The following is a 21,741-nucleotide window of genomic DNA, read 5'->3' on the forward strand; positions in this document are numbered from 1 at the left end:
AGATTCGTTCTAACTATTTTCTGTAATTGCTATATTAGTTGAATTTTACAAATAAAAAAATCACCTTTTGCGAGGTGATTTTCAATTATCATTAAATCTGTGAGAATCCGTGCAATCTGTGAGAAAAATTCTTAAAAAATATGCGCTTCAAAAACGTCACAGAAATGTTTTTTAATCTTCTCTTTCACTTCAGCCATTTCCTCTTCAGAGAATTTGCGTTCCAATTCTCTTTGCAAAGAAGTCACACCTTTATCTTTAATTCCGCACGCAATAATATATTCAAAATAACGCAAATCAGTATTCACATTCAACGCAAAACCATGCATGGTCACCCACTTTGAAGTCTTCACGCCCATCGCACAAATCTTACGCGCATAAGGTTTTCCAACATCCAGCCAAACTCCAGTTTCGCCTTCACTTCTTTCCCCTTTCAAACCATATTCTGCAATCGTGCGAATAATCACTTCCTCCAAATTTCGCATATACAGATGAATGTCAGATTTAAAATTATCCAAATCCAAAATCGGATAACCCACAATCTGCCCGAAACCGTGATACGTAATATCTCCACCGCGATTCGTCTTCACATAAGTCGCATTAATTTCCTCCAACTTTTTCGCATTCGCCAGCATATTATGCTCGTCCCCGGATTTCCCAATCGTGTAAACATGCGGATGCTCCACAAACAATAAATAATTCCGAGTTTCTACCTGTTCATCGTCAGTTCGGTTGCGATTCGCCAATTTCAAATCGATAATTTCCTTCATCAATTTTTCCTGAAATTCAAAAGCCGGTTCATAATCCATCAACCCTAATTCCTGAAACTGCAAAGTTCTATTCTGTGTGCTTATCATTTTATTTTACTTTTTTGGGCAATCCCCTATGCGAAACTTTTCCAGCCGCTTGGGTCGGGCTATCCGTTGCAATTCCTCATTTCGGCGCTCGCTTCGCTCGCGCCTCTACTCTGGGATTTCCACTTCTATCCCTATTGCGAGATTCTGCTTCTTTCACCTCTTATTTCTAAAATTAAGAAAGAAGGTCCTTTGTTTTTTCCTTGGCAAATTTATAAAATTAATTTATTATGCTACGAATAAAATTTTCTCCTTTTTTTGCCCAGTCATCATTATTAAGCAAAATATTAACGAAAGCAGTTCCGATAATTCCACCATCTGCTTTTTCGGTAACCTTATCAAAATCAGATTTATTTTTAATTCCAAACCCAATCATCACCGGATTTTTCAAACGTAAATTCGCTAGTCGATTCAGATATTCTTCATTATTGATTTCTTTCGCCTCATTCCCCGTTGTAGAAGAACTTGAAACGGCATATAAAAATCCTGAACTTAAAGAATCTAAATATTTTATTCTTTCATCAGAAGTTTCCGGCGTTACTAAAAAGATAAAATTCAGATTGTATTTTTTTAAAATTGAACGATAATTCTTTTCAAATTCCACCGGTGGCAAATCAGGAATAATCAATCCCGAAACTCCGGAATCCTTACATTCCTCGCAGAATTTCTCAAATCCAAAACTTAAAACTGGATTAATGTAGCCCATCAAAATAATCGGAATTTTCATTTCTGACTTTACCCATTTCAGTTGTCCAAAAAGTTCGGCGATGGTCATTCCGTTTTTCAAAGCGATTTCGTGTGCTTTCTGAATTACAGGTCCATCAGCAACCGGATCAGAATATGGCATTCCAATTTCGATATAATCTGCACCAGAATTTTGGATTAATTTTAAAATTTCAGTCGTGTCTTTCAACTTTGGAATTCCCGCAGTGAAATATATATTGAGTTTTTTCATGGGTTTAAAAATTTAATTAAATAGTTGATACTAAACATTAATAATTCAATAACAGCAATCATCACAATGCCAATCGGAATATAAATCCATCTAATTTTAAAGATAAACTTACCTCTTAAAATTTTGAAAGCATCCAGAATTTTGAAACGATGTTTGAACAGAATTATTAAAATTAATACTTGAAATAAAATAGCATTTACTAATGCTCGTACATGAACTTTAAAAGAATAATCCTGAAGAATAATGTTGATTAAAATTGAACTTAAAACAAATCCACCAAGTATTCTTGTTCTCGGAATCATCAATAACACCGCTCCTAAAACTTCGAATATTCCAATGATGATAACATAAGGTTTTGAATAGGAATAAAATGCCCACATCAAAGACATTGGATCCATTGTATTGATGGGTTCTTTGTAAGACTGAAAATCTCCGAATTGGATTGGTTTTGAGACACCATAAATGATCATATACACAGCTACAATGTAAACTGCTATCCATTCGAAGATATTAAAAATTTCAATTTTTGTAATTTTCATTCTAAATGTTTCAAATAAGTTTCCATATCCTTGTCGCCTCTTCCACTTAAACAAATCACGACAACTTCATCCTTCCCAAAGGTTTTCTTTTCCAAAACCGCCAAAGCATGCGCAGATTCCAACGCCGGAATAATTCCTTCGATTTGAGTCAATTCAAAAGCAGATTTCAACGCTTCGTCATCAGTAATGCTGAAAAACTCTGCTCTATTTTCTTTAAATAAATTCGCATGCATTGGTCCAATTCCAGGATAATCCAGTCCAGCAGAAATCGAATGCGGTTCAATAACTTGTCCATCTTCGGTTTGCATGACCAAACTTTTACTTCCATGCAAAACTCCCAATGTTCCCAAGAAAGTCGTCGCCGCGGATTTGCCAGAATCCAAACCGAAACCGCCGGCTTCAGCAGCGATAATCTTCACGGTTGGTTCATCAACAAAATGGTAGAAAGTTCCGGCAGCATTACTTCCGCCACCAACACAAGCAATAACCACATCAGGGTTTTCGCGTCCAATCTTTTCCCTCAACTGCCATTTTATTTCTTCCGAAATTACACTTTGAAACCGCGCTACCAAATCCGGAAAAGGATGTGGACCAACCACACTTCCAATGATATAATGAGTGGTTGTGGCATTATTAATCCAATCTCTCAAGGCTTCATTCACCGCATCTTTTAAAGTTTTAGAACCCGAAGTTGCTGGAATAACGATCGCGCCTAACATTTTCATTCTACCAACATTTGGTGCTTGACGAGCGATATCAACTTCGCCCATATAAATAATACATTCTAAACCGAGCAGAGCACACACAGTCGCAGTTGCAACGCCATGTTGACCAGCACCAGTTTCTGCAATAATTCTGTGTTTTCCTAATTTTTTAGCGAGCAACGCTTGACCTAAAGCATTGTTAATTTTATGCGCGCCAGTATGATTCAAATCTTCTCTTTTCAGATAAACTTGCGTTTGATATTTTTCGCTCAAATTCTTTGCATAATATAACGGAGTTGCACGACCAACGTAATTTTTCAACAGATCTTGATATTCCTCTTGGAACTCTTCCGAATCAATTATTTCTAAATAATTATGTTGAAGTTCCTCTACATTTGGATATAACATTTCTGGCACAAACGCTCCACCGAATTCGCCGTAATAACCATTTTCATCTGGGTTTCTATATGTTTTCATATTATATATTTAATTTTTCAAGCCACCAAGTGGCGATTTAACAAAGGATAGGATAAAATCCTATTTGATAGCAATATGGGATGAAATCCTATTAATGCATGTCACATTAATCCCAAAGATATTTTTCATCATATTCCACATTATTTTCAATTAACATTTCTACAAATTCATTCTTGAAATTTAATCCCTCATGATGTTTTCTCTGATTCACGATGTAGTTCTTAACAATTTCCAGATTGCTTCTACAAACAGAAAATCCACCGTAACCGTCTTGTCAAAAAAAATGTTCATATTTACTAACTTTTGTTTTTATCCATTTGGAAGAATGCGCCTTAACTTCCTGAACCAATTTCATCAACGCAATTTTTCTTGAAAGCAAACATAAAATTGGATATGATTATCTGTTCCTCCAATTTGAATTGCTGTACTTTCGAAATCCTTGCAAATGGTCGCAATGTATTTGCACAATTCATTTTCTATTTTTTCATCGATAAAATCATTTCTGTGCTTTGTGATGAAAACGATATGGACGTAATTTTTGACTAATGATTGTGGCATGGTTGTGTTTTTTTGATTTCAACATTAATAGGATTTCATCCTATTCTTTGTTAACGCGTCACTTTGCGACTTAATGCATTTTTAAACTTAAGAATTTTTCCAATATCTTTATTTCCTGGTTCCAGTTCAAATTTTGAATTGATATCTAAAGCAAAAGGTTTCTGCTTTAATAATTTAATATTTATAATATTGTCTTCTGAGATTCCTCCACTTAAAAAATACGGTTTGTTGATTTCTAAATCATTTAAAATTTGCCAGTCGAAAGAATTTCCTGTTCCGCCAAACGATTTTGAATCGGTATCGAAAAGAAAATAATCGACTTCAGATTTTAAATTTTGGATTTTAAATTTTAAATTTCCTAAATCAGTTCCTATTCTGAAAACTTTGATGATTTTAATTTCCGGGTCTAATTCTATTTTTAATTCGGTGATAAAATCATCATTTTCATCGCCGTGAAGTTGGATAAAATTGAGGTTTGCTTTTTCAGAAATTTCTCTAATTTTTTCTGCACTTTCGTTAACAAAAACTCCGACCTTTCCGCTATGTTTGATTGCTTTTATTTCTTCTAAAGTCAAAGAATCCAAAACATATCTAGGAGATTTTTTATAAAAAATAAAGCCTAAAAAATCTGTCTTTAAAGAAACTAATTCTTCAATTTGATCTAGTTTTGCTAAACCGCAAACTTTTAATTTTAAATTAGAATCCATTCGTAAATTATTAAAATTAGATTGATACATTAAAAACAAACTCTTCAAAAGTACTTCCCGGATTTTCATCTCGCATAAAATACTCGCCCATCAAAAACCCATCAAATCCTTTTTCTTTTAGAAATTTAAAGTCTTCTACAGAATAAATTCCACTTTCTGCAACGGCCAGAACTTCTGTTGGCAAAAGGTTTTTTAAATTAACAGAATGTTGTAAATCAACTTTGAAATCTTTTAGATTTCGATTATTAATTCCGACCAAATCAATTTCTTTATTAAAATATTTTAATTCTTCTTCGGTATGAATTTCCAATAAAACTTCCAATCCTAATTCGTGAGATAATTCTGTAAATTCCTGAACTTGGTTTGGAGAAAGACAGGCCGCAATTAATAAAATAACATCTGCTCCATTCGCTTTCGCTTCGTAAAACTGGTATTCATCAATCATAAAATCCTTCCGCAAAATTGGAATAGAAATTTCATCTCTTACTTTCAAAATATCTCCTAATTTTCCTCCAAAGAATTCTGAATCAGTCAAAATTGAAATGGCACTCGCTCCAAATTTTTGGTATGATTTTGCAACGTCTAAAACATCTACTTGATCATTGATGATTCCTTTACTGGGAGATTGTCTTTTAAATTCAGCAATAATTCCACTACCCGATTTCACTGATTTTTTTAAAGAAAAAGTTTTTCGGTCAAAAAGTGGTGCATCTTTTAATTCCGTTAAAGAAATATTCTTTTTCGCTTCCGCAACTTCCTGCTTTTTTTGTTCAATTATTTTATCGAGAATATTCATTTTTAATCAATTAAAACATTTAGACAATTCAGGGCTTTTCCATCCATTAAACTTTCTTTAGCCATCATTAAGCAATTCTCATAATCACCATATTTCTCCGTATTCTTCAAAGCCATCGCTGCATTGGCTAAAACAACAGCGTTTTGTTCGTACGTTCCTTTTCCTTCTAAAATGGTTTTAAATATTTGCGCTGCTTCTTCAATACTAGTTCCGCCAAAAATAGTTTCTGCTTCGATATTTCTAAACTTCAATTCTTCGGCTGAATAAATCTTCTCTCCGTATTTATCTATGATTTTCGTATCGCTGGTCAAACTTATTTCGTCATAGCCATCCAAAGCATTTACCAGCAAAAAATCAGCATTTTTCTTCTGCAATAAATATTGGTAAATCCGTGCAATTTCTAAATTTGCCACACCAATCATGGTATATTTTGGTTGCGCTGGATTAATCAAAGGTCCCAACATATTGAAAAAAGTTTTTAAACCTAAATTTTTACGCATCGGTGCGATTGATTTCAAGGAAGTGTGGAAAATCGGTGCGTGTAAGTAGCAGAAATTTCCTTTTTCCAAATCGTTTTTCAACTCGGCTTCCGATTCTCTAAATCGATAACCTAAAGTTTCCAACACATTAGATGCTCCGCTAATTGTTGAGGCTGCGTAATTTCCATGCTTCGCAACTTTTTGTCCAGTTCCGGCTACGACAAAACTCGCCAAAGTTGATATATTAAAAGTGTTTTTTCCATCGCCACCGGTTCCAACAATGTCCACCAAATCATCGGTTCCCAAATCGATTTTTGGTGCGAGTTGTTGCAATGCTTCTGTAAAACCTTCCAATTCTGCGAGCGTAATGCTTCGCATTAGGAAAACGGTAACGAAAGAAGTCACTTCAATTTCATTAAAAATATTCTTTGAAATTTCTAATAAAATAGATTTCGCTTGGGCTTTGCTCAGAGTTTGGTGGTCGAATAAATATTGTAATATTTCTTTCATCTTTTTTATGTTTTCGTGTTATCATATTTTCATAGGGCTTCACCCTATGCTATTGATATCGCCACTTCGTGGCTTTAGTTCTTTAAAAAATTTTGGATAATCTTTTTGCCGTGTGGTGTTAAGATACTTTCCGGATGATATTGAACGGCCTGAACATCGTAATTTTTATGTTGAAGCGACATGATCATGCCGTTCTCATCAACTGAAGTAATTTCCAATTCGGCCGGGAAGTCTTCAGGATTTACGGCCCAACTGTGATATCTTCCAACTTCCAAATTTTCGGGTAAATCTCTTAAAAGTCGAGCATCTTTTTTGATGGTTCGAGCATTCGTTGCAACACCGTGATAAATCTCCGTTAGATTAATTAAACTTCCGCCAAAGGCTTCTGCAATCGCCTGCTGACCAAGACAAACTCCTAAAATCGATTTCGTTGGCGCATATTTTTCAATCAGTTCAATTAAAATTCCCGCTTCACTCGGAATTCCTGGACCTGGAGAAAGCACAATTTTATCATACTTTTCGATTTCCTCTAAAGTGATTTGATCATTGCGAAAAACATCTACTTTTTCACCGCTAATTTGCTCAATCATTTGAACCAAATTGTACGTAAAACTGTCGTAATTATCGAAGACTAATATTTTCATAATTGTATTTTCTTAAATTGAAGTTGCTTTTTTAACGGCCATTTTCAGCGCATTCAGTTTATTATTGACTTCCTGCAATTCATTTTCTGCCGTAGATTTCGCCACGATTCCAGCGCCGGCTTGATAATAAAGCGTGTTGTTTTTACTTAAAAAAGTTCGGATCATAATCGCCTGATTACAACTTCCATCGAAACCGACAAAACCGATACAACCTCCATAAAAGGAGCGCGAAGTTTTTTCGTAAGAATCAATTAATTCCATGGCTTTATATTTAGGCGCACCACTCAAAGTTCCCTGCGGAAAAGTGGTGGCAATCATTTCATAAGGATTTTGATTTTCAGAAACTTCGGCCGTAACTTCGCTTACCAAATGAATGACGTGAGAAAAAAACTGGACTTCTTTTAATTTCGTCACTGTGGTATTTTTTCCACAAATGCTTAGATCATTTCTTGCCAAATCAACCAACATCGTGTGTTCTGCAATTTCTTTCGCATCTTTCTTTAATTCTTCGGCAGCATCTAAATCTTTTTGAACTTCTCCTGTTCTTTTAAAAGTTCCGGCAATCGGGTGAATAATGGCTTTTCCATTTTTAATAATCAATTGACTTTCAGGGCTTGAACCCATTAATTTATAATCTCCGTAATCGAAATAAAATAAATAAGGCGAAGGATTAATATGTCGCAAAGCACGATAAACATTAAATTCATCTCCATTAAATTTCTGTTCGAATCTTCTGCTCAAAACCAGTTGAAAAACATCACCACGGAAACAGTGTTTCTTTGCAGTTTCCACTAATTCGCGATATTCTTCATCTTTTAAATTTGAAGTTTCATAATCGGTAATTTTAAATGGAAAAATGGGAGCGTTTTTCTGGTTGATCAAATTTTCGATTTCGATGGTATTCGATTTTAGTCCATCAATCTTATTTTCGATGATGAACATTTCATCGTTATAATGGTTGATTGCAATCACGTATTGATAAAGGCGATAACGCAATAATGGAATTTTATTTTCCTCTGAAAGTTCTTTAAATTTTATATTTTCAAAAAACGGAATCGCATCATAACTCGTATATCCGAAAAATCCCTGCGCCGATTTCCCGATTTCTTTAGATGGTTCTTCGCAAACAAAACATTTGGTAAAATCATTGAGTAATTCACTTAACTTTTCTTTTTTTAAAGCGATCTTTTGTGGATTTCCAAGAGGAAATTTAGTTTCTGCTTCCTCAAAATTTCGGATTTCGATTCCCGCAACTGCATTGATGGCGATAAAAGAAAAGTTGTTATCGGTATTTTGATTTCCGGCACTTTCCAGCAAAATTGTATCACGAAATTTATCACGAAGTCGAAGGTAAATTCCGACCGGCGTGAAAAGATCGCTCATCACCGATTTGATGGTTGTTTTGATGTTAACAGTTTGATTAAATTCCATGATATTTTTTAAAATTTAGATAAAAAAAAAAGACCTTAACGAGTCACGTCAAAGTCTTTTTATATGTTTTTACAAACAGAATACAAGATTTGCTTCAGACCCTTTTGAAGTTTGAATGATGCCACCAAGTAATGTTTGTTCTTGTTTTCATTTGTATAGAAATGTTTTTTTTATTGTCAAATGGAACGGTCAATATTCTACTGAAGAAATATTTTATCCGCATTTCATTGGAGCAAATATATAAATGTTTTTTTTATCTGCAAGTAATTTTTAAAATAATTAGTAATTATCTAACAATTCAAATCCTTCTTTTGTAACCGCAAAAGTAGCAAAAGACATATAAATTAAAAAGGTTTTCAAAAGAGTGCAAAATGGTAAAGTCGTTATTTCATGTGACTTTTGTAAACTTTTGATTCATTTTAACGTAAAACTTTTGTCTCTTTTGCGGTTTAATAAAAATTACACAGTTATTTACTCTTCTACATTTTTCAGCGCCATTAATAATTGATAAGCGCCTTTGGTCACAAACTTTTTACTTCTATTTTCATCTTTAAAGTTTAAAAGTTCTGTAAAACCATTTTCAGCATTTCCTATTTCTACGGGAAACATTTTGTAGGTTTTGGGTTTAACTTCTTCAAAAATGTATTGTTTTTCTTCCCAAGTTACGATGGCGTCATCGGGAATTACGATGCCTTCTTCCGAATCGGCTTCCATTTCTGCGTTCATAAAAGTTCCCGGAAGTAATTGCAAACTGTTATCGACAAAATGACAATGAATCAAAACACTTCGGTCAGCGGAGAAATCTTTACCGATGATAAAGACGCGGGCTTCATATTTTTTTGTAGGATTTTGATTGGTAAAAGCGAAAACTTTCTGACCTACTTTAATCTTACTTAAATCCTTTTCAAAAACCTTTAAAGCCAAATGTAAATCACCAGTATTGACGATATCGAACATTTTATCCATCGGCGAAACGTATTGTCCGATATTTACATTTACGGTAGAAATATATCCTGAAATTGGCGAAGTTACGGCAAAGGATCGGCGAATATTATTGGCGTTTAAAGAACCAGGATTAATTCCCATTGCACTTAATTTCTGCGCCATTCCTTTCATCATTATATTTTGATTTTGGCTTTCGTTAAAGGCTTTTTGAGTCACCTTATCAGAACTGGCTTTGTTCTCGTTTAAATCTTTCTGGCGCGAATAATCCTGTTGTGCGTATTGTAAATTCGATTTTGCCAAGAGATAATCCTGCTGCAATTGCACCAATTCGGGATTTTCTAAAGTTGCTAAAGTCTGTCCTTTAGAAACATAATTTCCAGGCATAAATATCGAGACTCGCACGTAACCGCCGCTTGGTGCGGAAACACTTGCCATTCCTTGCGGCGGAACATCGATCTGTCCGGTGAGCATAATTTTATGCGCAATATCGAGGTTATTTAAAGTGCTAGTTTCAACGCCCGAATTTTTGATTTGTAAATCGGTTAAAGAAACCTGATCTCCAACGACGGTGCCGATTTCTTCCTGAACCACTTCTTCTTTGGAACAGGAAAAAATCATGAGGCTTAAAAATATTAAAAGTACTTTTTTCATTTTAAAAATTTTGTTATTAAGATTCACCACCGATCATTTTTGAGGTGATTCCTTTTCGATTTGTATTTTCAGAAATGGCAATTCCGCCGAAGTGTAAAAGAACGAAAATCGGCATCCAGTAAACAGCGAGTTTATGAGTAGTTTCTGCTAGATTGGAAAGTGATTCTGAGCCGATCTCAAATTTTAAAATACTACCAGTAATTATTTGAACGGCTATTAAAACGTAAAATCCGACGTAGATAAAACCTTGAAATTTCTCTTTAGCAGAAGTTGTTTTTAGGAAAGGATTCGGAAATCTAATTCCTTTGACGATCATGTAAATTATTCTGGCTATAAAGGCAAAAGTAATGACATAAGCAGCGTAAACATGCCATTGAAACATAGGATCCTGAATGGAATGAACGATGGTTCGAAGACTTTGTTTGTCTAGATTTAAACTTTGAATTTGTGCATTTTTATTCATAGCCTCAGAAATTACGGCTTTGCTCATCCACACAATTCGGAGAAATCCGGTGGTAAATAAAACCAGAATTCCCAGTGCAAAAATCCAGTGAAGGACGCGGTGAAGGACGGTATATGTTTTCATTTTGTTTATTTTAAATTATTGTTGCGTTAAATTATTTAACTGAATTATTTTCTCATTCAGCAATTTTTGCGTGTCGATGAGTTTGTTTTGAATGTCTAAACTTTGGTTGATTAAAATAGACCATTCCAAATAGTTGATTTCACCTTCATAATACAATCGGTTTGCAGTTTTCATAATGGTCTCTGCATTTTTTAAACCTTTGGATTTGTAATAATCAGTTTCACTTTTTAGTTTTTCATACTCACCGAAAAGTGTTGCATGTTGATTTTTTAGATTTTTAGAACCGAGTTCATAGTTGTTTTCTGCAATGAGTTGGTTGATTTTCTGACCTTCAATTAATGATTTCTGCGCTCCGTTAAAAAGTGGAATTCCCACGCCAATCATGCCGGAATGAAAACGTGCTGATCTTTCATAAAACTGATCATCTGCGCCAGTTCCGTACATGCTGGAATTATTATACCCAATATTGAACGTCGGCAAAAGTTTGGATTTCTCTGCATTTAGTTTGGCCACTTCTATTGCTTTCTGCTGTTCCAATTGTTTTAAAACGATGGGATTTCCAGCGTAATTTATATCTTGATTCGGACCATTTATTTCATAGAAATTTGAATTTTCGTTTGAATACATTGTTTCATCATTGATCAAATAATTGAACTGATAAAGGGAAACTTCACGGTCTTTCTTCAAATTTGCCAACTGAATTTCTGCCTGACTTCTGTAATTTTCTGCCGTGGTTTTTTCCAGAATATTGCTTTCTCCTTTTTTCAGTCGAAGTTCGGCGCGTTTGTAATAATTGGTATAAATGGAATCGGCTCTCAACAGCAATTTTTCTTTTTCAGTCTGATAATTGAGTTCATTGTAAATCAAAGCAATTTCTCTTTTCAATTGCCATTTTTGAACATCTAAATTCAGCATGGAGTTTTTCCATTCTTCCATTAAAACCTGTTTCTGACTGTTGTAAAAACCAGGTAATCTGAAAGTTTGATTCACTGAAAACTTAGTATCCGTGTAAGCGGAAACAAATTGCCCGATTTCTCCGGAAACATTGAGCGGATCGATTACGGCAGCAGATTTTTTGATCTTGTCCTGATAATCGATTCGAAGTTGTCCGTTTTTTAAATTGAGATTATTTTTAAAGGCTTTTTCATAGGCCGATTCCAGGGAAATCGGTGTTTGTGCTTTCTGTTGAATTGCAATCAAAACTGAAAATGCTGTTATTATTTTTATAAGTTGTTTCATCTTTTTAAATTTAATTAAAGTCTCTTGATTTAGCGAAAATCTGCAGCCCGACTTGAGCGGAGCTCTTTTTTATTGGTGGCTGAGCTTGTCGAAGCCAGCAATAAAAAAAGCGGGAGCGGAAGGCGGAATTGTCTGCCCAAATAATTATTTTATTCATCGTAACCATCTTCTTCGGCACTTATTTCTACAATTTTTTTACGTCGGTCCGGGAAATGTTCTTCGAACCAAATGTAAATTAGGGGCAACAAATAGAGCGTGAGGAACGTGGCCAAGAGCAATCCGCCGATGACGACTGTTGCTAAAGGTCTTTGAACTTCTGCGCCTTCGCCTTGACTTAAAGCCATCGGTAAAAAGCCGAGTGAGGCGACTAAAGCGGTCATTAAAACCGGACGCAATCTTGTTCTTCCACCAATTTTTACGACGTCTTTTAAATCGGAATGATGTAATTTCTGACGGTTAAATTCGGCGATTAAAACGATTCCATTGAGTACGGCAACTCCGAAAAGTGCGATGAAACCGACGCCGGCGGAAATACTGAAATTCATTCCACGGATCCAAAGCGACATAATGCCGCCAATCATAGAAAGTGGAATTGCAGAGAAAATGAGCAAACCATATTTCACGGAATTAAAGGCGAAATATAGCATGAGTAAGATCAGCAGTAAACTGATTGGAACCGCGATCATCAAACGGGATTTCGCATGTTGAAGGTTTTCAAAAGTTCCTCCGTAAGAAATTGAATATCCGGGTGGAAGTTTGAAATCTTTTTCAACCACTTTCTGTAAATCTTCTACGGTCGACTGAATATCACGATTTCTGACATTGAAGCCGACGATAATTCTTCGCTGAGCATTTTCCCTTTGGATTTGATTGACGCTTTCTTTGAGTTCCACGGAAGCCACGGTGCTCAACGGAATTTCAGTTCCTAAAGGTGTTGAAATTAAAAGATTGTTGACGTCATCTACATTTTTTCTTTGTTCGCCATCTAAACGAACAACCAAATCAAATTTCTTCTCGCCTTCGAAAACAGAACCGGTTGATTGTCCCGCAAATGCAGTGTTGACGATATTGTTGACGTCTTCAACATTTAATCCGAACTGCGAAAGCGCTTCTCTTTTGTAGGAAATCACGATTTGCGGCATTCCGGAAATTGGTTCTACGTAAATATTTTGAGCGCCATCAATTTTCTTAGAAATCTCACCTAATTTTTCGGCATACACTTTTAAAGTATCGAGATCTTCACCGTAAATTTTACAAACAACATCTTGTCTTGCTCCCGTCATGAGTTCGTTAAAACGCATAGCGACAGGATATTGGAAAGAATACGTTACGCCGACCAGATTTTTCTTTAATTCGGCGGACATCTTTTCCGATAACTCATTATAAGTTGTAGCAGATGTCCATTCTTTGCGAGGTTTTAAGATGATCATCATATCACTTGCATCTATTGGCATTGGATCGGTTGGGATTTCACTGCTTCCGGTTTTCCCGACAATCTTTTCGATTTCCGGGAATTTCTTCATTAATATTTTAGAAGATTTCTGGACTGCATCAGTTGATGTTTTAAGATTACTTCCTGGTAAAACTCTCGTATCAACAGCAAAATCTCCTTCCGGCAGCGAGGGAATAAATTCGCCACCCAATCTCGACATTACGAATAAAGAGATGAAAAACATACCGACCACACTAAAGAAAACCAGATTTGGAACCTTTAAAACCAGATTTAAAGTACGGTGATAAAAGGCTTCAAACTTTTCCATCATTCTATCTGAAAAGTTTTTCTTTAAATCTATCTTTTTAGATAAAAACAAAGAACTCATCATTGGAATGTACGTCAGAGAAAGGATAAATGCTCCAAGCAAAGCAAAGATGACGGTTTGTGCCATCGGTTTAAACATCTTTCCTTCAATTCCCTGTAAAGTCAAAATCGGCAGGTACACAATCAGAATTATGATCTGACCGAAAACCGCAGAGTTCATCATGGTACTGGACGAAGTATACACTTCGCGATCCATAAATTCCTGGGAAATTTTCTTGTCCTGAAACTTGGTCAAATGCTTGAACCGATGCAGAATCGCTTCCACAATTATGACCGCTCCATCGACAATCAATCCAAAATCCAGCGCTCCTAAACTCATTAAGTTTCCGGAAACACCGAAAATATTCATCATGATAATGGCGAAAAGCATTGCCAAAGGAATAACCGACGCAACAAGAAGTCCAGCACGGAAATTTCCAAGAAATAAAACCAAGACAAATATGACGATTAGCGCCCCCTCCAATAAGTTTTTACCTACCGTACTAATGGCATTATTCACCATTTTGGTTCGGTCCAGAAACGCATCGATTTTCACTCCTTCCGGCAGCGTTTTTTGAATTTCTTCAATCCTGGTTTTTACGTCTTTAATGACTTCATTGGAGTTTGCGCCTTTCATCATCATTACGACGGCACCGGCAACTTCGCCGTCGCCGTTGTAGGTCATCGCACCGTAACGGATGGCTTTTCCGTATTGAACTTTACCGATGTTTTTAATGAGAATTGGCGTTCCATCAGCCAGATTTTTGACGACCGTATTTTCAATATCCGGAATTTGATTCATCAAACCTTCTGTTCTGATAAATAAAACGCTGGGGCCTTTTTCAATATAAGCACCACCGGTATTTTGATTGTTCTTTTGTAAGGCATCAAAAACTTCGGTGATCGTAACGCCCATCGATTTTAAAATGGCGGGATTTACGGCAACTTCATATTGTTTTAAATAGCCACCAAAACTGGCAACATCAGCAACTCCGGGCGTTCCGAGTAATTGTCGGCGAACAATCCAATCCTGAATGGTTCGGAGTTCCATGGGATTGTATCGATGCTCGTAGCCTTTTTTCGGACGGACAACATATTGGTAAATTTCCCCTAAACCCGTGGAAATTGGCGCCATTTGCGGAACTCCTAAACTTACAGGAATATCTTTCGAGACTTGTTGAAGCCGTTCTGCAACTTGTTGACGAGCCGACATTAAATCGATATCGTCATGAAAGACAATCGTAATCACCGATAAACCAAAACGCGAGAAACTTCGCATTTCCTTAATTCCCTGAATATTATAATTGATCTGTTCTAAAGGAAAAGTAATAAACCGTTCGACATCCGGCGCACCCAAACTTGGCGAAACGGTGATGATTTGAACCTGATTATCAGTGATATCAGGAACCGCATCAATAGGTAGATTTCTGAGTTCAAACAATCCATAAATAATTAAACCAAGCGTCATTAAAATGATGATCAGTTTATTTTTTATGGAAAATTCTATTATTTTATTAAGCATATTTTTTCTTTAAAAAGTTGCCAGCGCATGATACACTGACAACATTGTTAATCATCATGTTTATCACTTTTGGAAGCCGGACCGTTGCCTTCATAATTTCGATAATCGAAGTCCTGGCCCGTTCTGATTTCGGTATGGCGAATTTCGCCGCCTGTAGTCCCGGCTTTCTTTGCAAAAAATAATGCAACGACCGCGAAAATGCCAACAACAAATGGCGCATATTTAGAAATGACTGAATTTCTGAAACTGGCGATGAGCGCAACCAAAGAAATTGCTCCTAAAACATAGGTTAAGGCTGCGAAAATCTCAGAGACTTCTTCATGTTTTTTTATCAGATTTTCAGCAAGGCCTGCAATTTTTGTTGCAGAATCTTCCGCACCTTCACCCGTTCCCATGGCAACCATTGAAGTAATGGCTCCAAGAATAAAAATGATATAAGAATTTCGTTTGGTGACTTCTGATTTAGTGAAAATTCCGATAAGAAGTATTATAATTCCAACGTCAGGAAATATAATCGGCAAATGGTTTACCACCAAATGCAAATGTAATTCGTCCATTTTTTTAATTTAAAATTAGACTATACGTAAGGGTTAATGAATGTCAAAATCGAAAGACTAGACAACATTATTTAGACTGAAATTTTAAATTAAATTTTTGGCGGTTCCCAAATTTTAGAAAATACCGAAGGATAGTATTTTTCAGAATACGAAAAATGAGTCGAACGATCCACATAAATGGATTGTTGTAAAATGTTTAAACTTGGACTTTCTGGCGGAATATTGAGATTAACAATCGAATTGGAAAAATCATGCGTTTTGAAAGGCAGTTTCATATCCTGTTTGTAATCACTGTCTACAATCTGCTCATCAATATAATGCATCTTAATGAAGGCATAAATTGACATATCGTGATTCGCCATTTTGTGTGAAATAAAATGCTCAACCAATCTCGGCATTTTCACCAATTGTCTGACCTCACTAAAAGAAGTAAGATAAGTACACAACAGGAAATAAATAAACCATTTTTTCACAACACAAATTTACGGAAATTAGTACATAGAATATAATATATTGCAGATTTGGAATCAATCCAAATAAATATCATGTTTATCTGGAGGAAAATCTTTAGAAATGAAATGACTTTAAAAATGAAAAAATATATACTCAATTTATAAATCTATCTTGAATTTCAACATTGAAATCTTAGCGAAAAATTTACTAAATTTGCAGACTTAAAATAGCAAGAAAAATGCAGTTATCAGAACAGGAAATTATCAGGAGAGAAAAGTTACAAACCCTTGAAAAAATGGGCATTAACGCTTTTCCAGCCGATGAATATAAAATTACAGAAACAACCAAAAGCATTAAGCACGATTTTGTTGAAGGTAAAAAAGTGACCATTGCAGGTCGTTTGATGAGCCGTAGAATTCAGGGGAAAGCAAGTTTTGCGGAACTTCAGGATTCTGAAGGTAAAATTCAGGTTTATTTTAATAGAGATGAAATTTGTCCTGGTGAAGATAAAACGCTTTATAATGACGTTTACAAGCACCTTTTAGACATCGGTGATATTATCGGAATTGAAGGTGAACTGTTCAACACGCAAGTTGGTGAAATGACCGTGAAGGTTACCAATTTCAAGATTCTAACCAAATCTTTACGTCCACTTCCATTACCGAAAGTTGATGCTGAGGGAAATACTTTTGATGCTTTCAATGATCCTGAACTTCGATACAGACAACGTTATGTAGATTTAATCGTAAATCCGCAAGTGAAGGAAGTTTTCATTAAAAGAACAAAACTGTTCAATGCGATGCGAACTTACTTTAATAACGCAGGTTATTTTGAAGTTGAAACTCCTATTTTACAGGCGATTCCAGGTGGTGCTGCGGCAAAACCTTTTATCACACATCACAACGCTTTAGACATTCCATTATATTTAAGAATTGCGAACGAACTCTATTTGAAAAGATTGATCGTTGGTGGATTTGACGGTGTTTATGAATTCTCCAAAAACTTTAGAAATGAAGGAATGGACAGAACTCATAATCCAGAATTTACGGCGATGGAAATTTACGTTGCATACAAAGATTACAACTGGATGATGGATTTCACCGAGAAATTGTTGGAATTTTCTGCAATTCAAGTGAATGGATCTACAGATTCTACTTTCGGCGAACACACGATTAACTGGAAAGCGCCTTATCCACGAGTTTCGATGACGGAATCAATTCAACATTTTACAGGATTTGATATTACTGGAAAATCAGAAAAAGAAATCTTCGATTTCGCAAGATTCATCGGCGTTGAAGTAGATGAAACAATGGGTAAAGGAAAATTAATTGATGAAATTTTCGGAGAGAAATGTGAAGGAAATTATATTCAACCGACTTTCATTACCGACTACCCTATTGAAATGTCACCTTTAACAAAGAAACACAGAAGCAAAGAAGGTTTAACAGAGCGTTTTGAATTGATGGTTTGTGGTAAAGAAATCGCAAATGCTTATTCAGAATTAAATGATCCAATCGATCAAAGAGAGCGTTTTGAAAAACAAGTGGAATTAGGTAAGAAAGGTGATGACGAAGCAATGTTCATCGATCAGGATTTCTTGAGAGCCTTGGAATACGGAATGCCGCCAACTTCTGGTTTAGGAATTGGAATGGACCGATTGATCATGTATTTAACAAATAATCCATCCATTCAGGAAGTGTTATTCTTCCCACAAATGAAACCGGAAAAAGCAACGCCAACTTTCGAATTGGATGAAGAAGAAAAACTGGTTTTGGAGATTTTGAATTCTTCTGAAGAACCAATGACTTTAGGAGTTGTTAAAGTAAAATCTCAACTTTCTGGAAAAAAATGGGACAAAGCAGCGAAAAATTTAACGAAATATAATTTGGTTAAAGTAGAGAAAATTGATGATGTCGTTTTGATGAAATTGATTTAAAACAAAATTATACAAATTACCAAAAGCGAACTTTTACAGTTCGCTTTTTTTATTTCTAAATTCTATCTATTCACCTGCTTTTAACCAGTTTAGATAATCTGTCAATCAGATATTCTTGGAGAAAATTGGTATAAAATTAAAGATGTAAATTTGATGTATACAAAAACACCAAAAAAATTACATTATGAAAAGAAACGCAACAGCCATTTGGCAAGGTTCAGGCAAAGACGGAAAAGGAAATTTAACAACTCAAAGTACGACTTTGAACCAGACACAATATTCCTATAGTTCTCGTTTTGAAGAAGGTGTGGGAACCAATCCCGAAGAATTAATAGCAGCCGCTCACGCCGGTTGTTTCAATATGGCGCTATCATTCAAAATAGATGAAGCAGGTTTTAAAGCAGAAAATTTAGAAACAAAATGCGTCATTAATTTAGATTCAAAAGAAGGTAAAATAACAGAATCAATGTTGACTTTGAAAGCGAAAGTTCCGGGAATTTCTAAAGAAAAATTTGATGAATTAGTTGCTGATGCAGAAAAAAACTGCCCGATTTCTAAATTATTAAATACTGAAATCAAAGTTGAAGCAAGTTTAGTTTAACAAAAACTGAATAAAAAATTCACACTGAAAATCCTCAAACTTTGAGGATTTTTTTGTGGAAAACCGGCCCAATTTTATGACTTCTTTAACTTTCATATTCCGACGAAATTCAGTATATTTGTTAGCATTTTGAAATAGAAGAAAATCACTTTATTTTCACTAAAATTTTAATTAAAAAGTAGAGATAAATTCAAGGCGGATTCGCTTTGATGAATATAAAAAATATGAGCCAAAAAGAATATACAGCGAGTAGTATACAAGCGTTAGAAGGAATGGAGCATGTGAGAATGCGTCCATCAATGTACATCGGTGATGTTGGATCAAGAGGTTTACATCATTTAGTTTATGAAGTAATCGACAACTCGATTGATGAGGCGTTAGCCGGACATTGCGACATGATTTCTGTAGTCATCCATGAAGGCGAATCGATTTCGGTAAAGGACAACGGTCGTGGGATCCCGGTAGACATGCATGAGAAGGAGCAAAAATCAGCATTGGAGGTCGTAATGACCAAAATTGGTGCGGGTGGAAAATTCGACAAAGATTCTTATAAAGTTTCCGGTGGATTGCACGGTGTAGGGGTTTCTTGTGTGAATGCACTTTCTAATTCATTAATCGCAACTGTTTATAAAGATGGTAAAGTTTACCAGCAAAAATATTCCAAAGGAAAAGCCTTAGCAGATGTTGCTGAAATCGGTACTACTGATGAAAGAGGAACAGAAGTTTTCTTCCAGCCCGATGATACTATTTTTCAGGAACTGATCTATAGTTATGATACTTTAGCAAGCAGACTCCGTGAACTTTCTTATTTGAATAAAGGGATTACGATTACGCTAACGGATGAAAGAGTTACAGAGGAAGATGGTAGTTTTAAAAGTGATATTTTCCATTCTGAAGGTGGATTAAAAGAGTTTGTAGAATACATCGACGGAAACCGTGAAAGCATTATGAATAACGTAATTTTCATGGAAGGTGAAAAAGACAATATTCCGGTTGAAGTTGCGATGAGATACAATACTTCTTACAATGAGAACTTACATTCCTATGTAAATAACATCAACACCCACGAAGGTGGAACTCATCTTGCAGGTTTCAGAAGAGCGCTTACAAGAACTTTAAAGAAATTTGCTGATGAATTAGGACTTCCGGCAAAAGAAAAAGTAGAAGTTACCGGTGATGATTTCCGTGAAGGACTAACTGCTGTAATTTCTGTTAAAGTAATGGAACCTCAGTTTGAGGGACAAACCAAAACGAAATTAGGAAACTCTGAAGTTTCCGGTGCTGTTGATAAAATCGTTGGTGAAATGCTTTCTAACTTCTTAGAAGAGCATCCAAACGAAGCAAAAATTATTGTACAGAAAGTGGTTCTTGCAGCAAAAGCCAGACAGGCTGCGAAAAAAGCGAGAGAACTTGTTCAGCGTAAATCTCCGATGGGAGGAAGTGGACTGCCAGGAAAACTTTCTGACTGTTCTTCAAAAGACCCAGAAATTTCTGAATTATTCCTGGTAGAGGGAGATTCCGCAGGTGGTACGGCTAAACAAGGTCGTGACCGTCATTTCCAGGCGATTCTACCTTTACGTGGTAAAATTCTGAATGTTGAGAAATCAATGCTTCATAAGGTTTACGACAATGAGGAGATTAAAAACATCTATACGGCGCTGGGAGTTTCTGTGGGAACAGAGGAAGACAGCAAAGCCTTAAATATTTCCAAATTAAGATACCATAAAATTGTGATTATGTGTGATGCCGATATTGACGGTGCTCACATTGCCACTTTAATTATGACTTTCTTCTTTAGATATATGAAGGAATTAATTGAGAACGGTTATATTTATATCGCCCAACCACCTTTGTATCTTTTGAAAAAAGGAAGTAAAAAAGTTTATGCTTACAATGAAAAAGAGCGTGAAGAATTTACTTTGGAACTTGCTCCTGACGGAAAAGGTGTTGAAGTGCAACGTTATAAAGGTTTGGGGGAAATGAATCCAGAGCAACTTTGGGACACGACCCTTAATCCGGAAAAAAGAATGCTAAAACAAATCAGAATTGAAAGTTTAGCAGAAGCCGATAACGTATTCTCTATGTTGATGGGCGATGAAGTTCCACCAAGACGTGAATTCATCGAGAAAAATGCAATCTATGCAAAAATCGATGTTTAATGATATCTGAAAAATTCAGTAAAAGCCGCCCAAATAATTTGGGCGGCTTTTTAATGATATCGTCTGTAATATATCTTATTTGGTTTGAATTTAATTTGTTTTGTAAAATTTTATTATATATTTGATAAATTTAAAAAAATAAATTATGTTAACTTTATTACAAACTAATCCGTACGATGGCATGAATTCAGGAGATGTCGCCGGCGCGATGGCGATGGGTGTTGGAATGCTTTTTTTCTATTTAATCATCTATCTTTTCTTTTCATTCTGTCTTTACAAAATTTTTCAGAAAGCCGGAAGAGACGATGCCTGGGCAGCATTTATTCCAATTTACAACACGATTGTTTTGGTTGATATTGTTAAAAAACCCATTTGGTGGTTTATCATGTTGATGATTCCATTTGTAAATATCATTTTTGGAGTTATGATTTCTGATCGACTATCCAAATTTTTTGGAAAAGACACCTTAATGACAATTGTTTTAGTGCTTTTTCCATTTATAGGATTACCCATGCTTGCTTTTGGTGATGCTGCATACAACCCTAATGCTTTGCCCGACGAGCGTAAGTAACATTTAATTCTTACTATATAAAAACCGTCCATTCGACGGTTTTTTTTGAATCTAAAAATCAACTTTTTTAGC

The 21,741-nt window shown here is 35.5% G+C and carries 20 protein-coding genes; 4 read left to right on the plus strand and 16 right to left on the minus strand.

The annotated features are described in order from the left end of the window. Window positions 1–131: 131 nt before the first annotated feature. The 16 genes from lipB to PUH65_RS09045 form a co-directional block, all read right to left on the minus strand. Complete coding sequence (gene lipB / locus PUH65_RS08970; RefSeq protein WP_305519646.1) at window positions 132–854, minus strand: lipoyl(octanoyl) transferase LipB; 723 nt, start codon at window positions 852–854, stop codon at window positions 132–134. A 217-nt stretch (window positions 855–1,071) separates the two neighbouring features. Further along, a complete protein-coding gene (gene trpA / locus PUH65_RS08975; protein WP_305519648.1) occupies window positions 1,072–1,806 on the minus strand; it encodes a tryptophan synthase subunit alpha in 735 nt (244 codons plus the stop codon). Then, on the minus strand, window positions 1,803–2,345 hold the full coding sequence (locus PUH65_RS08980; protein ID WP_305519649.1) for a DoxX family protein: 543 nt from the start codon (window positions 2,343–2,345) through the stop codon (window positions 1,803–1,805). The genes trpA and PUH65_RS08980 overlap by 4 nt, the downstream gene beginning before the upstream one ends. After that, entirely contained in the window at window positions 2,342–3,526 is a 1,185-nt protein-coding gene (trpB, locus tag PUH65_RS08985; protein WP_305519650.1) for a tryptophan synthase subunit beta, read from the minus strand. Before trpB ends, PUH65_RS08980 begins: the two co-directional genes overlap by 4 nt. A gap of 354 nt (window positions 3,527–3,880) precedes the next feature. Further along, window positions 3,881–4,084, minus strand: a complete 204-nt coding sequence (locus tag PUH65_RS08990; RefSeq protein WP_305519652.1) for a transposase — start codon at window positions 4,082–4,084, stop codon at window positions 3,881–3,883. Between the two features lie 50 nt (window positions 4,085–4,134). After that, window positions 4,135–4,791: a phosphoribosylanthranilate isomerase gene (locus tag PUH65_RS08995; RefSeq protein ID WP_305519654.1), complete on the minus strand. Its 657-nt coding sequence runs from the start codon at window positions 4,789–4,791 to the stop codon at window positions 4,135–4,137. A gap of 16 nt (window positions 4,792–4,807) precedes the next feature. Then, a complete protein-coding gene (gene trpC, locus PUH65_RS09000; RefSeq protein ID WP_305519656.1) occupies window positions 4,808–5,587 on the minus strand; it encodes an indole-3-glycerol phosphate synthase TrpC in 780 nt (259 codons plus the stop codon). Window positions 5,588–5,589: 2 nt separating this feature from the next. Beyond that, a complete protein-coding gene (gene trpD, locus PUH65_RS09005; RefSeq protein ID WP_305519660.1) occupies window positions 5,590–6,576 on the minus strand; it encodes an anthranilate phosphoribosyltransferase in 987 nt (328 codons plus the stop codon). Between the two features lie 74 nt (window positions 6,577–6,650). Next, window positions 6,651–7,220, minus strand: coding sequence for an aminodeoxychorismate/anthranilate synthase component II (locus PUH65_RS09010; RefSeq protein ID WP_305519661.1), 570 nt, complete (start codon window positions 7,218–7,220; stop codon window positions 6,651–6,653). A 12-nt stretch (window positions 7,221–7,232) separates the two neighbouring features. Beyond that, on the minus strand, window positions 7,233–8,651 hold the full coding sequence (locus PUH65_RS09015) for an anthranilate synthase component I family protein (RefSeq protein ID WP_305519662.1): 1,419 nt from the start codon (window positions 8,649–8,651) through the stop codon (window positions 7,233–7,235). Between the two features lie 471 nt (window positions 8,652–9,122). Further along, window positions 9,123–10,247: an efflux RND transporter periplasmic adaptor subunit gene (locus PUH65_RS09020; protein ID WP_305519663.1), complete on the minus strand. Its 1,125-nt coding sequence runs from the start codon at window positions 10,245–10,247 to the stop codon at window positions 9,123–9,125. Window positions 10,248–10,263: 16 nt separating this feature from the next. Next, entirely contained in the window at window positions 10,264–10,833 is a 570-nt protein-coding gene (locus PUH65_RS09025) for a cytochrome b/b6 domain-containing protein (RefSeq protein WP_305519664.1), read from the minus strand. A 15-nt stretch (window positions 10,834–10,848) separates the two neighbouring features. Further along, complete coding sequence (locus PUH65_RS09030; RefSeq protein ID WP_305519665.1) at window positions 10,849–12,072, minus strand: TolC family protein; 1,224 nt, start codon at window positions 12,070–12,072, stop codon at window positions 10,849–10,851. Between the two features lie 149 nt (window positions 12,073–12,221). Continuing rightward, window positions 12,222–15,392 (minus strand): efflux RND transporter permease subunit, encoded by a 3,171-nt coding sequence (locus PUH65_RS09035; RefSeq protein ID WP_305519666.1) that lies wholly within the window; start codon window positions 15,390–15,392, stop codon window positions 12,222–12,224. 47 nt (window positions 15,393–15,439) lie between these two features. Further along, the gene (locus tag PUH65_RS09040) at window positions 15,440–15,949 is read right to left on the minus strand and encodes a hypothetical protein (RefSeq protein WP_305519667.1); all 510 of its coding nucleotides are present in this window, start codon (window positions 15,947–15,949) and stop codon (window positions 15,440–15,442) included. An 89-nt stretch (window positions 15,950–16,038) separates the two neighbouring features. Next, window positions 16,039–16,422, minus strand: a complete 384-nt coding sequence (locus tag PUH65_RS09045) for a hypothetical protein (RefSeq protein ID WP_305519668.1) — start codon at window positions 16,420–16,422, stop codon at window positions 16,039–16,041. A 218-nt stretch (window positions 16,423–16,640) separates the two neighbouring features. On the opposite strand from PUH65_RS09045, the gene lysS reads away from it, so the two are divergent. The 4 genes from lysS (at window position 16,641) to PUH65_RS09065 (ending at window position 21,669) form a co-directional block, all read left to right on the plus strand. Next, window positions 16,641–18,338 (plus strand): lysine--tRNA ligase, encoded by a 1,698-nt coding sequence (gene lysS / locus PUH65_RS09050; RefSeq protein ID WP_305519669.1) that lies wholly within the window; start codon window positions 16,641–16,643, stop codon window positions 18,336–18,338. A 184-nt stretch (window positions 18,339–18,522) separates the two neighbouring features. Next, window positions 18,523–18,939, plus strand: a complete 417-nt coding sequence (locus PUH65_RS09055; protein WP_305519670.1) for an OsmC family protein — start codon at window positions 18,523–18,525, stop codon at window positions 18,937–18,939. A 224-nt stretch (window positions 18,940–19,163) separates the two neighbouring features. Continuing rightward, window positions 19,164–21,098 carry a DNA topoisomerase (ATP-hydrolyzing) subunit B gene (gene gyrB, locus PUH65_RS09060; RefSeq protein WP_305519671.1) on the plus strand — a complete coding sequence of 645 codons (1,935 nt, stop codon included), beginning with the start codon at window positions 19,164–19,166 and terminating at the stop codon, window positions 21,096–21,098. A 145-nt stretch (window positions 21,099–21,243) separates the two neighbouring features. Next, window positions 21,244–21,669: a DUF5684 domain-containing protein gene (locus PUH65_RS09065; RefSeq protein WP_305519672.1), complete on the plus strand. Its 426-nt coding sequence runs from the start codon at window positions 21,244–21,246 to the stop codon at window positions 21,667–21,669. Window positions 21,670–21,741: the final 72 nt, after the last annotated feature.

Source organism: Kaistella sp. SH40-3 (genome assembly GCF_030686865.1).
Taxonomy (GTDB): domain Bacteria; phylum Bacteroidota; class Bacteroidia; order Flavobacteriales; family Weeksellaceae; genus Kaistella.